Below are 13,989 nucleotides of genomic sequence, written 5' to 3'. Positions count from 1 at the left end.
AGCCACCTTGTAGGCTGGTCTGAGTATCTGCCAAACCAAGAAAAAATGGTGTTAAGTCGGTTTTTGTGATGCCTATTTCCAAAAGCCCTCGTGCGGTTTCGCGGCCTCGTCCTCCAGCAGCGGCCCAACCACCGTGACTTTGCGTTGACCGCGCGCAAATACTTCCCGACAAGGTAATGAAAAGGTAGGGTTTTCTGGATGATCTCCCGTCAGTCCTAACAAAGTATGCTCGGACAAGGCATACACTACGCGGCCAATACCAGTCCAGTAGATGGCGCCAGCGCACATGCAACAGGGTTCAGCGCTGGTATAAAGCGTACTCTTCGCAAGTTGTTCCGGGCTTAGTTTCTGCGCCGCTTGGGCCGCGGCGATCAGTTCCGCATGCTGGGTTGGATCACCTTCTGGTGGCATTGAATTGTTACCCGCTGTGACAACCACGTTGCCGTCCTCATCGGCCACCAATGCTGCAAATGGATGACGCCCACGTTGCTTCGACTCGTCGGACAAGGTGATTGACTGGCGCAATAGCGCCAGATCGCGGCTGGACAGTGTTTGAGTAGAGATTGTGGTGGAGTGATTCATGCCATTTTTTTATTAAAGGTGATTGTCAATAGATTCTGGCTGAACGCAGCGGGCTTCCATTACTGGGTTGGTCTCAGGTCAGTGGTAACAATAGCACTCACAAAAAAATGCCGCTCAGTTTTTAGCTGAACGGCATTTCCGCAATAGCCGGACTTTCATATAACCTTAAGCACTTCCTCATAATTTATGTTGCAGGAGGTATTTCGCTTATCCCTTTTTTTGATTGTGAACAGCATGGGCGGTCAAGGAGCGCTCAACCGCTTCACAGTTCAATTTTAAGAACTGATAACACCGATCTGGCATTTTTTCCTATCGGTATGCGAACTTATCACCACGGGGCATGGTGAACTTCGTTTAGATTGAGAGGCTACTTATTTCTTAGCGTCAACTGTCGACTTTAGTTGCGTTGCCATTTGCAGATGCTCTTGCAGGGCGGGCAAATTGTTTGCAGCAAATTGTTTGATGTCTGCATCTTTGGCGCTGGCAGCGGTTTTTTTAAATAAACTGACTGCATCTTTATGCGCCGAGACGCCAATCATTCCAGCATATTGCTTGTCAAACGTGTGCCCATCCAGTTTGCTTAGAACCAGAATTTTGGCCTTTTGCGCTATGCTGGGATCATCCGGTACGGTCACGCTTTTCGATGCTGCGAGCGTTTTCAGATCGTCGCCAACTTTCGTATGGTCATCAATCATTTTTTGGGCGAAGGATTTAACATCAGGATCGCTGCTTTTTTGCAGCGCCAATTGACTAGCCTTAACTTCAGCATTCCCGGATTCAGCGGCATTGGTCAGAAAGCTTTTATCCTGCCGCGCCAAACTATCAGCGGCGTGTGCGTGATGTGCGGTCACCGCCATTGCAGCGACTCCCAGCACAGTTATGCCCAGCAACTGCAACATTTTATGAGATGCTTTTGCGGTAAAGACGGGTGCCTGTAAGCGGGATATCGTAGTCATGATTTCTCCTGAATTCGTTTGATTAAGCGACACCTTATCTTCCAAATACCGCCATTAACATCAGACAAAGCCTCTCTCCGTTGTAAGACTTGTTGAGGTAGCAATAAATAGCGGGAGTCTCGTGCAGCGCCATGTAGATGCGATCCCCATGGTTTATCAGAAGTAAATCGTGCGATTTTTGATTGGAGTGGCGGGAAATACTGAATTGAAATGATGGTCGTGCATCAGGCTTAACCGATATGCACGGTTAACGCGGGGTCGAAGAAATGGTCAAGAATAGGTGAACCAAGAATAAATAATGAGAATAATGGGCAAATTTTGCCTGCCCTCTATTGAGATTGCCGCCCTGATTTTAGCGCCTTGCCACAACCAAGGCCGCGCTTTAGGTTACTCAGAATTGGCTACAAATCCGCTATAAATTGCAGAGCTGCTTTTGCAAACGCCTCCGGTTGTTCGATTGCACTCAGATGCGAGGCATCCTCCAGCACAATCAGTTGTGCGTTGGAGATTTTTTCACATAGCGTTTGCGACATGGCTAATGGCGTTCCTTGATCTTGTGCACCGGCAATCACCAAAGTCTGTACCGCAATCTGCGCTAGTTGTGCAGTGGTATCCACGTTTCCAACCGCATGACAGCAAGCTATATAGCCGTCAACATCAGTGCTGATCAGACGCTGGCGAAAGCGTGTTACGGTGGCGCTGTGCTCAGTACGGAACCGGTCGTTAAAATACCGTCCCATGACGGCTTCAGCAATGGCTTCCAGACCTTTGCTGCGAACGGTCTCTATCCGTTGCTGCCACATTTCTCGCGCTGCATCAGGATAGCAAGAAGTTGAATTGGCGATGACCAACGCTGCAATGAGCGATGGATGATTGATTGCCAGCTCCTGACCGACCATGCCCCCCATCGACAGACCGATCCACACGACCGGGCCAGAATCGAGCTCGCGCAATAGCCGTGCCGCATCGTCGGCAAGTTCGGTGATTGTCGTTAAACCGGTCGGTGCATCGGAACTGCCATGCCCGCGCTGGTCATAAGTGATGACTCGGCAATCGGCTGCCAGCAAGTTTGCCAAACCGTCCCACATGGTCAGGTCGCAGCCCAGCGCATGACTGAGCACGACGGTATGGCGTGGTGCTTTGCCGCTACGCGGTGCGCGCACGCTGTAATGCAATGCAGGTTTGCTAGTTGTGAGACCCTCCTGACCAATTCCTGGATGACAAGTATTTGCTGGTAGCAACGGTAATAGAGGATAACCAATTTGTGCGCCGATCTCACGCAAGATGTGTTGCGCATGCGTGAAAGCCGTGTTGGCCGCTGGTACGCCTGCATAAATCGCAGCCTGCATCAACACTTCTTTCATTTCATCCGGCGTCAGGCGCGTTTCTGGATCACCCAACAGGGCTGCGCGCGCATGCAGTTCGAATTCTTCCCAACGGCTGAGTGCCATGGTGATAGCCAGAACAATCACGCGGCGGGTTTTTTTCTCTAATCCGGGGCGTCCCCAAATATCATTCCAGGCAAATCGCGTGATCAAATGTTGAAATTCGGCATTGAATTCGGTCGCGTTGGCAACGGAACGGTTGACCCATTCATCACCGAGGATGCGCCGACGGTTTTCCATACCACGTTCAAAATCATGGTCGATCGGGTCGTAGCTCATGGTTTATTCACTTTTAGAAAAGGTTGATGAGGGAAGGGCAGTCAAGGCCGCTACCGCAGTTCTTAACGTTTTTAACTGACCGCGAGCCAACACTTCGGCTGGGGCCGTTGCAGAGACTGGATCAAACAAATTTTGAAGACTATCGAGGTCAATGAAATCGCGTAACCGGACATCTTTTTTTACCGCATCGATCACCACAATATTCAAACTGGTGCTACTGCTAGCAGCTAACTGCGTCAATTGTTCCATCAGGCTATGTGCCTGTGGCCGACCAATTGCACCCGCCAGATAAATCGACACGGCTTCTGCAAACACCAATCCTTGCAGACCGTCAATGTTCTGGCGCATGCGCGCGGTGTCGACGTTCAATCCTGCCATTGCTTCAGTTAATGCATTCAACGCACCGTGGGCGCTGAGAAACAGGCCGGGCCATTCCGCCAATTCGGCTTGCCAGTTACCTAGCCCACGCTCGTGTTGCTGGCCCATACTTGCCAGCAGCGCTGCAGCGTGTTGTGGTGTCCGTGTTGCCGCTGCCAGGGCGATCATCGAGGACACAGGATTACGTTTGTGCGGCATCGCCGATGAACCGCCCCGGCCATTACCAGATGGTTCTGCCAACTCCGCAATTTCGCCCTGCGTCATCAGGCTCAGATCAGTAGCAATTTTGCCGAGACTGCCCACCAGCACGGCGACTTCTAATCCTAGCCGCACCCACTCATCGCGTTGCGTATGCCAAGCTGCATCGGCGGCGACCAATCCCAGATCGTCTGCGACCCTTTGCACTACTGCCGGACCTTTTGCGCCCATGACGGCGAGCGTCCCCACTGCACCGCCGAGTTGTAATTGCAGCGCGCGCTGTGCGGTTGAGCGCAGTTGTACACGGGCGCGTACAAGTGGCGCAGCCCAACCTGCCAATTTGAAACCGAAGCTAGTGACTTGTGCAGGTTGCATCAATGTGCGCGCCAGTATTGGCGTGGACAGATGACGTTCCGCCAACGTCAATAAACTCTCTGTGAGAGTTTGCAACCTATCATCAAGTAACGATAACGCCTCGCGGGTGACTAACACCATCGCGGTATCGATCACATCCTGACTAGTACTGCCCCAATGCACAAATGTGGCGGACTCCTGATTAAAAAGTGCGACCGTTTTGGTTAATTCTTTGACCAATGGAATCGCCAGACTGCCAGCGCGCCGACTGGCATGCACTATCGCCGGAATATCATATAACTGCGCCTTGCAGACACTGGCGATAGCCCGCGCAGCCGTGTCCGGGATAATCCCTTCGGCTGCTTGCGCGCCTGCCAGAGCGGCCTCGAAACTAAACATGGCCTGCACCACTGCGGCATCGTCAAATACCGCGATCATGTCCGGAGTGGTGAGAAAACTATCAAATATTGAAACGCTCACATGAGCTCCGTTCGTCTGTTGGCAATAATCGTTGCGGCGATTTCTACGACTTCCACGATTAACAGTAATCGAAAAATACCGTTTCTTTGTCGGTCTGCATCCAGATATCCCACTGATATTCGGCCTCGGATTGCTTGCGTGCAATCAGGGTATTGCGTCGATTGAGAGGAACCTGATTGAGAATATCGGATTTCGCCAGACCCGTATCATCTTCGAGAAAAACGGCAGTAAACTGATGCTTGACCAGACCGCGTGCAAAGATCGTTGCATACAGGACGGGCTTGCCTTTGGTCGCTGCTTTCGGTAGCGATACTTCAATACGAAATCCACCTTGATCATCGCTAGGAATGCGGCGAAACCCCGGTATTGCTTGCTCGGCTTCGGCGGTCACTGCATCCGGTAGCCAAACTTCAATCCATCCATCATTAATCGGATTGCCGTCTCCGTCTCGGAGTGTGCCGCTGATGGTAATTGTTGGTACGTGACTGATCAGTGTACTGGTCGCATCGACGCCCCAGCGCCATGCCTCATGCGGAAAAGGACCGATGGTTTGTGAGGTGGTAATGTTGAGATCCATACTATTTTTCCTTTTTAAAGATCCATTGGCGTGGCATCACGGCCGCGCAACACGATATCGAATTGATAGCCAAGCATTTTGTCATCGACTGTTTCGACCATGCTGAAGCGAGCAATTAATCGCTGGCGTGCGGCAACATCCGAGATGCTTTGAAAGATCGGGTCATAGTCGAACAATGGATCGCTAGGAAAATACATCTGTGTCACAAGACGTTGTGCGTACACGCTGCCAAATAAGGAGAAGTGAATGTGGGCAGGACGCCATGCTTTATGGTGGTTACCCCAGGGATAAGGACCGGGCTTAATCGTGACAAAACGATAGCCGCCTTCGTCATCTGTCAGCATCTTGCCAAAGCCGAAAAAATTGGGATCGAGTGGCGCGTCGTGTTGATCGCGTTTGTGCCAATAGCGACCAGCCGAGTTACATTGCCACACTTCCAGCAGCGAGTTGCGGATGGGTTTACCATCCTCATCCAGTACGCGTCCGGTGACCACGATTTTTTCGCCCAATGGCGCAGCTTGACCTTGCGCGGTGAGATCAGTGTCGTGTGGAAGGATCAAGCTGCGGGACGCTGCAATATTGGTGTTGACTGGATCTGCGGCGCGAATCCGCAACGGTTCTTGGGTCGGGCCACGTTTTAGCGTTGAAGCGTAAGGTAAATAGACGAGGGTTGGATAGACCCCGGTTTCTGTGGGTTGAAATTTCACTCCGTTCTCCTTTATATTTTTGGGGTTTAACGCAATTCAGGTCGCTTAAGCTGGTCAGTTTGCCGAAATGACTTGCGCGGCGTAACGAGCGCATTAGATGAATCTTGTCATGAATGAATTGGATCATAGGTGATCAATAGCCGGTCAACAAGGTCCGGATGTGACGTGACGACCGGCTATCGCCCGTTTCGTGCGATAATCGCACAAATAGGAGGATTTATGATTGAAGGGGAAAGCGTCAAGATACGACCGTCTTTGGCAATAATAGATGCGCCAAATGGAGAACTAGAAGAAGGACCGCTAAAACGCGACTTGATTGCGGGACTTGAAAAAGGTCTACAAGTGATTGAAGCATTCGATCAGGAGCGATCCCGGCTAACGATCAGCGAAGTCGCGCAACGTGTCGGGCTGACTCGCGCCGCGGCGCGACGTTATTTGATTACGTTGACGCATCTGGGATATGTCAGACATGAGCAAAAAGTATTTTCATTGACGCCCAAGGTGTTGCGGTTGGGCCAATCGTATCTGCATTCCGCCAGACTACCGCGGATTGTCCAGCCGTTACTTTATCGCTTGGCTTATTCGCTGCAAGAGGCAGCTTCGGCTGGCGTTTTGGACCATGATGAATTGGTTTGTGTAGCTGCGGTCAGCGCAGGTCGATTGGTGTCTGCCACACTACAACCGGGTACGCGGGTTCCCGCATTTTGCACCGCGAACGGTCGCGTTTTGTTAGCAAGTTTGTCGCAACCGCAGATTGAGGCGCTATTGGCACGCGTGCAGCTTGAGCCAATTACCGCACACACGATCATCAACAAAGAGCGGCTCTTGCTGGAAATCACACGTACCCGTGCACAAGGTTATGCAGTGGTGGACCAGGAACTTGAATTGGGACTGCGGACGATTGCGGTTCCGCTGAAGAATTTTCGCGGAGAAACGGTCGCCGCGGTGAATGTCAGCGTGCACGCGGCGCGTATTCCAATTGAGGATATCGTCGAACGTTGCTTGCCTGCATTGTTAAAGGTGCAGGTGGAACTGGCGGCATTGTTGTGAAACTTGAGCGACGTAATTTCGGTGAGAAGTTTGTGCTTTGAATTGTCTAAATTCATTCACCTTCAAAAACATTGCCGCAAAAAAGCAATCAATAATAATTAGACCCACCATTAAGCAACCACACCATCACACCCATAACATCAAGGTATTTGCGGTCGCTTGCAATGCTGGCACGCAGCGTGCGACGGCCTCGGCTTTTGAGCAACTCGAAATCATCATCGATACGCTTAACGCACCAATCAGTGCACCACGGCGGCTTTTGATTGGCACGGAAATGCCACGAAAACCTATCTCATATTGATTTTCAGTTAATCCGAAACCGTCCTCACGGATCGCGATCAGCTCTTTGAATAACTGCTCTTTGTCGAGCGTAGTTAGATGGGTAAAAGCGATCAGTTCGACCCGTTCAAGATAGGCGCGTAACTCGGTGTCCGGCAGCGCTGAAAGGAGTACTCTGCCAGCGGTGGCAGTGTAGGCAGGCAAGCGCGTGCCGGGTTCGAAGCCAGTAGTGAGCAGTTTTGGCGCATTTACCCGACTGACATACACCACGTCGTCGCCCTCCAGCACGGAATAGTTAGTTGATTCTTGTAGCTGTAGCGTCAAGCGCTGAAGAAACGGCACGATGGCGCGCGGCAGCCGTGCAGAATCAAGGTAGGAACGCCCCAAGTTCAGTACTTTAGGTGTCAGCCAAAAGCTACGCCCATCCGTCGAAGCCAATCCAATATGCACTAGCGTTAACAAGTAACGGCGCGCAGCACTGCGACTAATTGCCACTTTTTCTGCCAGATCGGTCGCGGTCAGACGCGCCGAATCATCGTTGAAAGCGGTGATGACATCAATGCCTTTGATCAAGCCATCAATCAGGTCACGTTTGGCGACTGCGACATTTTGTAGCTCTGGTTTTTTCATTTGAAAATAATCCTGATCTTGTGCGCTAATCGCGCCGGTTGAGCGATAAGCGCAGTATAGCCGTTTTTTGCCACTGTTTTTTTTGTCAACCCGTTCCTATACTTCGCACATCAATTTAGCGAAAGATCATCATGATTGCGCAAGAGCACAACGCCGAACCGAATAATCCACTCGGTATCGATGGTATCGAATTTGTTGAGTATGCAACTGCGCAGCCGTTGGCGCTCGGTGCGCTGCTCGAAAAAATGGGGTTCGTATCAACCGCACGTCACCGCTCACGTGAAGTTACCTTATATCGACAAGGCAGCATGAATGTGATCGTCAATGCCGATCCGCGTGCTTTGCCGCAATCCGACACTGATTTGCAAACCACAGTGATCAGCGCCATTGGACTACGTGTGCGCGATGCTGACCTCGCGTATCGTCATGCGATCTCAATGGGTGCATGGGCAATTGAAACCCGAGCTGGCGTCATGGAACTGAATATTCCCGGAGTGCATGGCGCTGGCGACTCAATTTTGTATTTCGTGGACCGCTTTCGTGATTTTTCTATCTATGACGTCGATTTCAAACCAATTCCGAATGCGCCGGTTAATCCGCCCGCGATAGCTGGGCTGCATTTCTTCGGTGTTGTCCAGGCAATTGGCCGCGACCGGTCGCCTGAATGGATTGATTTTTATCAGCAATTAATGGATTTCAGGCCGCTGCCGCAAGGTCACTATTTTGGGGTCTTGCCTAAAGGAACCTTGCTGGAAAGTCCGTGCCATCAATTTTACTTGCAGTTGGTAGAGCCGCCAGAAGGCGCTGCCGGATTGCAATGGGATGAACAATTGATTCGGGTTGGTTTAGGTGCGCCAGATGTACTCGCTGCGGTGAGAGAACTGAAACAACGTGGAATTATTTTCATCGATCGCGAACCGACGCAGTCGAGCGAAAAGGGTGCGTTGACACAGTTATACAAGAGCGGCATCAGTTTTGAACTCGTTGTCAGCAATCTGGAGAACGACCATGCTTAATATTTCCGGTACTACGCGTATTTTTCCTGTCATTGGCTGGCCGGTAGAGCAGGTCAAAGCGCCCGCGCTATTCAACGCCTATTTTGAGAAACACGGCATAGATGCGCGCGTTATTCCCCTTAAAATTGCACCTGATTCGTACATGTCGGCAGTTCGTACGCTGATGTCGATTGAAAACGTGGGTGGCATTTTTGTGTCGATTCCGCATAAGCCGATGAGTGTCGATGCAGTGGATAAGCCCACCTCTCGCGCCTTGCTGGCTGGCGCTTGCAACGCGATTTTCAAAGCGGACGATGGTAAAACGTTAGTTGGTGATTTGATCGATGGCGAAGGTTTTGTCCGTGCTTTTGACCGCACTTTAAACGGTGCAGCCTTTGATTGGGCAAGGGCTAAAGCGCTAGTTGTCGGAAGCGGCGGTGTCGGCTGTGCCGTCGCGGCATCTTTGGCAACACGTGGCATTGGTCACGTTGCAATTTACGATACGCGTTTGCCGCAGGCCGAGGCACTGCGAGAGCGCTTGCAGCAAGCATTCCCCGCAACGGAAGTGGTAATCGGCACGCCGAATGCCGAGGGCTATGATCTGGTCGTCAATTCAACGCCATTAGGGATGAGCCCTGACGATCCGTTGCCAGTCGATTTAAGTCAGGTTTCGGCGTCCTGCATCGTCGCTGATTGCGGCATGAAGACCGAAATGACACGCTTATTGATCGAAGCGCAGCAACGTGGCTGCCGTATCCAGAAAGGCCGTGAAATGATGATTGAACAGGCACCTTTATATCTGGAGTTATTCGGCTGGCCTGGCGTGTCTTCGGACGCTTTCCGCGCGCTGGAGGCAATATGAATCTCAGCAATTTCGGGATGGACAGCATCACGCTGGCTGGTCCGTTGGAGTCGAAATTGATGGCGTCCAAGGTCGCCGGATTTTCTCAAATCATGCTGTGGGCTAAAGATTTGGCTGGACATCCGGGTGGCGTAAACGAAGCTGTGCAGCTGGTGAAGGCGAGTGGAGTTCGCGTCACAGGCATTCAAGTCATGCGTGATTTTGAAGGGTTATCTGGCACGCTGCATGAATACAAACTCGACATCGCTAAAAATTTATTGCAAATGTGCAAAGCGGTCGGCGCACCATTGTTGATGGTGTGTTCGAGTACTTCGTCGCATGCCACGGGAGACATGTCCCTGATTGCCCGTCATCTGGCTAAGCTGGCAACCCTTGCAGTGCCGTTGGGCGTCAAGATTGGTTATGAAGCATTGTCGTGGGGCCGTCACGTTAATCAATATACACAGTCGTGGGAAGCGGTTGAAATGGCTGATCATTCCAATCTGGGCGTGGTGATTGATTCGTTCCACATGCTGGCAAATCAGGCTGACTTTGATGGACTTGAAGATATTCCAAGCGACAAAATCGCGATGGTGCAACTATCGGATTTTATGTGGCGTGATATTCGCAGCGCAGAAGAACGCCTGGAAACAGCCCGACATTTGCGCGTATTCCCGGGTGAGGGCGCGCATTCCCAAGAGTTGTCCGATCTGCTGCGTCGACTGGACCGAGGCGGCTATCGTGGCGACTATAGTTTTGAAGTCTTTAACGACGATTATTTGCAACTATCACCGGATATCGTCGCTCGCCGCGCGCATCGTGCTACCAAGTGGGTGACTGATCAAGTGCTTCGCCGCAGCCTTCAGGTCCGACAGCCAACGGCTGGCCATCCAACCATGGCTTAGTTATATCGCAGTACAAAATAGCTGAACAAAAAAATAATGCAGCTTTAAAGGAGACAGTATGACAGCAGGTCCAAAATCCGTTCTCGTCCTCAATGGACCGAACCTCAACCTTCTAGGTAGTCGTGAGCCGTCAGTCTATGGCGGCCAGACCTTAGCCGACGTCGAAATTCTTTGCTGCAACGCCTGCGAAGAGCATGGCTTTGCGCTCGATTTTCGCCAGTCCAATCACGAAGGCGTATTGATCGACTGGATCCACGAAGCAGGTATTGCACAGGCGAATGGCGATCTCGCCGGCGTGATATTTAACGCCGGCGCTTATACCCATACCTCTGTAGCGTTGCACGATGCGATCAAGGGCGCCTCGGTGCATCTGATCGAATTACACATCTCGAACGTCCATGCGCGCGAAACGTTTCGGCATCACTCGTGGTTATCGGCAGTTGCGCACGGAGTGATTCTGGGCTTTGGTATTCAAGGTTATGCGTTGGCGATTGCGGCGCTTGCCATGCAGCCTGCCGCAGAATTTAAACGCTGAAGTAAAGCATTGAACGCTGGCGCAGTCGTTTAGCTGTCGTTATGGCTGGGTGCTGTCGCTTGAAAATTAGAGTGCCGCCATTGATTTAATGAATTGAACTACGGAGGCCCCTCGCTTCGGAAAATCCTTGAGGGGAGAACTGGTGTAACGCCCTTTTGGGCGTCACCTACACAATATAAAAATGAACTATTTGGGAGATGTAATGAGGAAAAAAATTGCTGTCGCTTGCTGTTTCGCAGCGTGCTCAACCTTCGCACAAGCACAATCAAATGTAACAATCTATGGAGATGTTGACCAATACATCGATTACATCCATAGCAGCAGTGGAAAGAGTGTCATCGGTCTGAATGACGGCGCTATTTTGCGAAGCCGTCTCGGCTTTCGTGGTGTCGAGGATCTTGGTAACGGCTATCAGGCTAAGTTCACGCTAGAGCAAGGGTTCGGTGCCAATACCGGTGCATTGGCCGATGCGCCGCGTCTTTTTGATCGTCAGGCATGGGTCGGTATCAATACACCAGCGGGTGAATTTCGTATTGGTCGTCAGAACACCATCATATTTTTCATAGGTGGTGCTATTGATTACACCGAGCGGACCACTTTCGGCTCAATCATCAATACATTTGGCGTTCCATCGCGCTTCGATAATGACATCTCGTACAAATCTCCGCGTCTTGCTAATTTTCAGTTCGATTTGCATTACGCATTGACCGAAACCGCAGGCGAAAGTATTGGTACGCGCGGCGTTTATCAAGCCGGTGTTGATTACACCAATGGCCCTTACCGTGCCGGTTACGCTGGGTTGTGGGCCAAGCCGCTAGCGAATGCAGCGTTCGCAGACGCGGTGGTCTATCACAATGTCTATGCCGATTACGACTACGGCAAAGGTAAGATTTATCTTGCTTACGTGCGCAGTAACAACGTGACGGCGAATGCAAACGGTAATAATGCAACCGCTATCTTGAGCAATGTCAGCATCCCGACTAACGCGTTTGCGGGTAATAATTCAAGCGTATTGCGGATGTATAACATTTACCAGGTTTCGGCTGATTATCGTCTGACTCCACAGTTACGTATCGGCGCTTTGTATGGCGTCATGAAAGATACCTCGAACGGAAATTCGGGCGCGCAGGGTGGTAATGTCGGTGTTTATTACGACATGTCCAAGCGAACTACGCTCTATAGTTTTGCTAATTACATGAAGAACGATACTAACGCCGGTTTCCGGTTTAGTGGTTCTGCTGGTCCAACGGCGAACTTGGCCGGTACCGATATCAATGGCAGGAGTTTGGTGGGCCTGCAAGCTGGCATTCTGCATCGGTTCTAAGGTTTTCACTTTGAGGACGCATTAAAAGAATTCGTTCTTTTAATGTGAACATTATCTACAGATCATGGAGGACGACATGTCTACATCTACGCTTTCGCAACAAGCCAGCGCTAAAAGCAGCGCTGGCGAAGAACAGAAATCAACCACGCGCTCACCGCGTAAAGCGGCGTTCGCCAGCTGGATCGGCAGCGCGGTTGAGTATTACGATTTTTTCATCTACGGCACTGCCGCAGCGCTGGTGTTCGGAAAAATATTTTTTCCTTCATTTGACCCTGTGACGGCCACTGTTGCAGCGTTTGCGACTTTTGGGGTTGGTTATGTGACGCGGCCAATCGGTGCTGTTTTATTGGGGCATATTGGCGACAAATATGGTCGCAAAAAAGTGCTTACCTTTACCTTGTTGTTAATGGGCGTGTCGACCTTTATGGTGGGTTTGCTGCCGACCTATGGACAAGTCGGTATCGCGGCACCGATCATGTTGGTGGTGCTGCGTATGTTGCAGGGATTGTCTGCGGCCGGGGAACAGGCGGGTGCCAATTCAATGACGCTTGAGCATGCTCCGGCGCATCGACGCGCATTTTTTACCAGTTTTACCCTGAGTGGAACGCAGGCGGGTCTGATTCTGGCGACACTGATCTTCCTGCCGATTTCGGCATTGCCAGAAGACCAGTTGTTGTCCTGGGGATGGCGTATTCCCTTTTTCCTAAGCGCGATTGTGGTAGCGGTGGGTATGTGGGTACGTCGAACTTTACCCGAGACACCGGCATTTAACGAGGAAGAGAAATCGCATACGCAGGCTAAGTTGCCGGTTGCAGTGCTTTTACGTGACCATAAGGCAAACCTGATTCGGGTGATTTTTGCAGCGTTGATATCGGTGGTCAGCACTATTTTTAGCGTCTTTACCTTGTCATACGCGGTCAACACTGTTCACATCCCGCGTGCGACGATGTTGACGGTTCTCGTTCTGGCGAATGTGTTAGCGCTTGCGGCAATTCCAGCCTTCGCGATGCTGTCTGATCGTATTGGCCGTAAGCCAGTGTTTCTGTTCGGTGCGCTAGGCTCAGCCCTCCTGATTTGGCCCTACATGTGGGCACTTAGTCATGCCAATATCCCGTTGATTTTTGTGATCGGCTTGCTCTTGTCGGGTGTTGTGTACAGTGCTGCCAATGGCGTATGGCCATCGTTATACGGTGAAATGTTTAACACCCGTGTTCGTCTGTCAGGCATGGCAATCGGTACCCAGATCGGCTTCGCATTAGGTGGCTTCGCACCAACCATCAGCGCAGCTATTCTTCGGCCGGGTGTGGATGGCTGGATTCCTGTCGCGGTGTTTGTAACGATCACCTCGGTGATTTCGGCAATCTCCGTTGCGACCTCACGCGAGACCTTCCGCACGCCGATGAGTGAGTTGGGCAAGGTCTAAATATCTGCTGCGCTGGCTCTTCCGCGTGCTTTGCGACGCGGAAGAGTGCGTGATATAACGACCATTATTGGATACGCAGATGTCGTCATTTGTTTAAAAACTATTTATAAG

Annotated in this window: 14 protein-coding genes; 7 read left to right on the top strand and 7 right to left on the bottom strand. The window is 51.2% G+C overall.

Annotated elements, in window-relative coordinates:
• Positions 1–72 precede the first annotated feature (72 nt).
• From RGU75_RS19725 to pcaH, 6 genes are all read right to left on the bottom strand, one after another.
• Entirely contained in the window at positions 73–582 is a 510-nt protein-coding gene (locus tag RGU75_RS19725) for a nucleoside deaminase (protein WP_322238871.1), read from the bottom strand.
• 371 nt (positions 583–953) lie between these two features.
• Positions 954–1,538, bottom strand: a complete 585-nt coding sequence (locus tag RGU75_RS19720; RefSeq protein ID WP_322238868.1) for a DUF4142 domain-containing protein — start codon at positions 1,536–1,538, stop codon at positions 954–956.
• 401 nt (positions 1,539–1,939) lie between these two features.
• On the bottom strand, positions 1,940–3,202 hold the full coding sequence (locus RGU75_RS19715) for an alpha/beta fold hydrolase (RefSeq protein WP_322238866.1): 1,263 nt from the start codon (positions 3,200–3,202) through the stop codon (positions 1,940–1,942).
• 3 nt (positions 3,203–3,205) lie between these two features.
• Positions 3,206–4,612: a 3-carboxy-cis,cis-muconate cycloisomerase gene (pcaB, locus tag RGU75_RS19710; RefSeq protein WP_322238864.1), complete on the bottom strand. Its 1,407-nt coding sequence runs from the start codon at positions 4,610–4,612 to the stop codon at positions 3,206–3,208.
• A 58-nt stretch (positions 4,613–4,670) separates the two neighbouring features.
• Complete coding sequence (locus RGU75_RS19705) at positions 4,671–5,189, bottom strand: protocatechuate 3,4-dioxygenase (protein ID WP_322238862.1); 519 nt, start codon at positions 5,187–5,189, stop codon at positions 4,671–4,673.
• A 14-nt stretch (positions 5,190–5,203) separates the two neighbouring features.
• Entirely contained in the window at positions 5,204–5,896 is a 693-nt protein-coding gene (pcaH, locus tag RGU75_RS19700) for a protocatechuate 3,4-dioxygenase subunit beta (RefSeq protein ID WP_322238859.1), read from the bottom strand.
• A 219-nt stretch (positions 5,897–6,115) separates the two neighbouring features.
• On the opposite strand from pcaH, the gene RGU75_RS19695 reads away from it, so the two are divergent.
• Entirely contained in the window at positions 6,116–6,946 is an 831-nt protein-coding gene (locus RGU75_RS19695) for an IclR family transcriptional regulator domain-containing protein (protein WP_322238857.1), read from the top strand.
• Positions 6,947–7,072: 126 nt separating this feature from the next.
• On the opposite strand, the gene RGU75_RS19690 is transcribed toward RGU75_RS19695, so the two are convergent.
• On the bottom strand, positions 7,073–7,855 hold the full coding sequence (locus RGU75_RS19690) for an IclR family transcriptional regulator domain-containing protein (RefSeq protein WP_322238854.1): 783 nt from the start codon (positions 7,853–7,855) through the stop codon (positions 7,073–7,075).
• Between the two features lie 131 nt (positions 7,856–7,986).
• On the opposite strand from RGU75_RS19690, the gene RGU75_RS19685 reads away from it, so the two are divergent.
• From RGU75_RS19685 to RGU75_RS19660, 6 genes are all read left to right on the top strand, one after another.
• The gene (locus RGU75_RS19685; protein WP_322238852.1) at positions 7,987–8,871 is read left to right on the top strand and encodes a 4-hydroxyphenylpyruvate dioxygenase; all 885 of its coding nucleotides are present in this window, start codon (positions 7,987–7,989) and stop codon (positions 8,869–8,871) included.
• A complete protein-coding gene (locus RGU75_RS19680; protein WP_322238850.1) occupies positions 8,864–9,712 on the top strand; it encodes a shikimate dehydrogenase in 849 nt (282 codons plus the stop codon). The genes RGU75_RS19685 and RGU75_RS19680 overlap by 8 nt, the downstream gene beginning before the upstream one ends.
• Complete coding sequence (locus tag RGU75_RS19675) at positions 9,709–10,596, top strand: sugar phosphate isomerase/epimerase family protein (protein WP_322238848.1); 888 nt, start codon at positions 9,709–9,711, stop codon at positions 10,594–10,596. Before RGU75_RS19680 ends, RGU75_RS19675 begins: the two co-directional genes overlap by 4 nt.
• A 58-nt stretch (positions 10,597–10,654) precedes the next feature.
• Entirely contained in the window at positions 10,655–11,131 is a 477-nt protein-coding gene (gene aroQ, locus RGU75_RS19670) for a type II 3-dehydroquinate dehydratase (RefSeq protein ID WP_322238846.1), read from the top strand.
• Positions 11,132–11,333: 202 nt separating this feature from the next.
• Complete coding sequence (locus RGU75_RS19665; RefSeq protein ID WP_322238844.1) at positions 11,334–12,455, top strand: porin; 1,122 nt, start codon at positions 11,334–11,336, stop codon at positions 12,453–12,455.
• A 76-nt stretch (positions 12,456–12,531) separates the two neighbouring features.
• The gene (locus RGU75_RS19660; RefSeq protein ID WP_322238842.1) at positions 12,532–13,878 is read left to right on the top strand and encodes an MFS transporter; all 1,347 of its coding nucleotides are present in this window, start codon (positions 12,532–12,534) and stop codon (positions 13,876–13,878) included.
• Positions 13,879–13,989: the final 111 nt, after the last annotated feature.

Origin of the sequence: Glaciimonas sp. CA11.2 (assembly GCF_034314045.1) — a bacterium.
Lineage (GTDB): Bacteria > Pseudomonadota > Gammaproteobacteria > Burkholderiales > Burkholderiaceae_D > Glaciimonas.
The sequence above is the reverse complement of the archived record's forward strand: the minus strand, read 5'-3'. Positions and strand labels throughout refer to the sequence as shown.